Origin of the sequence: Actinocorallia libanotica (genome assembly GCF_039525175.1) — a bacterium.
Classification (GTDB): Bacteria; Actinomycetota; Actinomycetes; order Streptosporangiales; family Streptosporangiaceae; genus Actinocorallia; species Actinocorallia libanotica.
This window is the reverse complement of the sequence record NZ_BAAAHH010000105.1, coordinates 1-1,098: the sequence shown is the minus strand read 5'-3', so window position 1 is coordinate 1,098 and position 1,098 is coordinate 1. Positions and strand designations below refer to the sequence as shown.

The 1,098-nt window shown below is 72.5% G+C and carries 3 protein-coding genes; all 3 read right to left on the bottom strand.

Features of this window, described 5'->3' with window-relative positions; genetic code table 11:
• Window positions 1-37: 37 nt before the first annotated feature.
• Complete coding sequence (locus tag ABD140_RS39850; RefSeq protein WP_344248259.1) at window positions 38-490, bottom strand: hypothetical protein; 453 nt, start codon at window positions 488-490, stop codon at window positions 38-40.
• Window positions 484-696: a hypothetical protein gene (locus ABD140_RS39845; protein WP_344248257.1), complete on the bottom strand. Its 213-nt coding sequence runs from the start codon at window positions 694-696 to the stop codon at window positions 484-486. Before ABD140_RS39845 ends, ABD140_RS39850 begins: the two co-directional genes overlap by 7 nt.
• Window positions 697-718: 22 nt before the next feature.
• On the bottom strand, window positions 719-1,098 hold a 380-nt coding region (locus ABD140_RS39840; RefSeq protein WP_344248255.1), incomplete at its 5' end, for a DUF6197 family protein.

Sequence of the window (1,098 nt, the reverse complement as noted above, 5' to 3'; positions counted from 1 at the left end):
CGGCCCCGCTGGGGACCGGCCTTCGTCATGTCCGGGCTCACTCGGGCAGGCGCACCTCCTGGACCCCCCGCGCCGCGGCCGCGGACTCCTCCCGCTGCTCCTGGCCGTCGACGACCCGGGCCGAGGCGCTCAGCTCCCAGGCGTGCATCCCGGCCTCGCGCGGCGGCGGGGAGCCGTTCAGCAGGCCGCGCAGGATCCGCGCCGTCTCGGCCCGCGCGGCGGCCTGGCCGTCCCCGTGCTGGCCGCGCACCACCGGAGCCGAGACGCGCTCCAGCTGGCTGACGTACAGCAGGATCCGGTCGCGCAGCAGCACCAGCTCTGCGGCCGCCCCGCCCACGGTGCGCGTGCAGCCAGGCCCGCACTCCTCGTCCAGGCGCAGCGCCATGCCGCGGTCGACCAGCTCGGCGAGCCGGTCGGCGGCCTCGGAGTCGTAGTGGCCCTCCAGTCGGCAACCGCCGGAGAGCACGACCCAGCAGGGCTCGGTCAGCATGTTTCCTCGTCTCGGTGGTCGGGGCAGAGGATGAACCAGGCCGCCGCAAGGTTGAACGCGGCGAGTGTCGCGTAGGCGTTTGCCTCCGCCCACATGCGGTCGAGAAGGAACACCCAGGTCAGATAGTTCACGAAGACGCCGAGCGCGAGGTAAAGCCATCCGATAGATCGAGGAGGGTTACGGCGTCGCCTGTGGGTGGGCTTCATGATTGGGGATCCTGGGCTGTCGTCAGACGGCGTCGCGTACGTGGGAGGCGCAGTCGCGGAGCGCGGCGACGACCTCCTCGGCGGTGCGCTCGCTGGTGTCGTTCCAGTACTCGATGTCGGGCCGCATGGTGCGGTCGGCCGGCCAGCCCTCCCGCGCGGCGAGGTAGTCGGCGAAGACCTTCTCAGCGGTGGCGACGACCTCCCAGTCGGCGATCGCGTCGGCTTCCACGTACGCGCCGTCACCGAAGGTGGGGAGCTGGCCGACGGCGACGGAGATGCCGCCCCGGGCACAGACGGGGCAGGTGCGCGCGTCGATGCTGAGGTCGGGCAGGCCGTCGTCGCCGGTGGGCCTCTCGAAGAAGCTCCCCTGCGCCCAGCCCTGCTTCTCGATGACGTCGGCGG

Bases quoted from the DNA above. Each gene is read 5' to 3' on its own strand.
- ABD140_RS39850 (WP_344248259.1), bottom strand. From the start codon at position 490: ATGCTGACCGAGCCCTGCTGGGTCGTGCTCTCCGGCGGTTGCCGACTG.
- ABD140_RS39845 (WP_344248257.1), bottom strand. From the start codon at position 696: ATGAAGCCCACCCACAGGCGACGCCGTAACCCTCCTCGATCTATCGGA.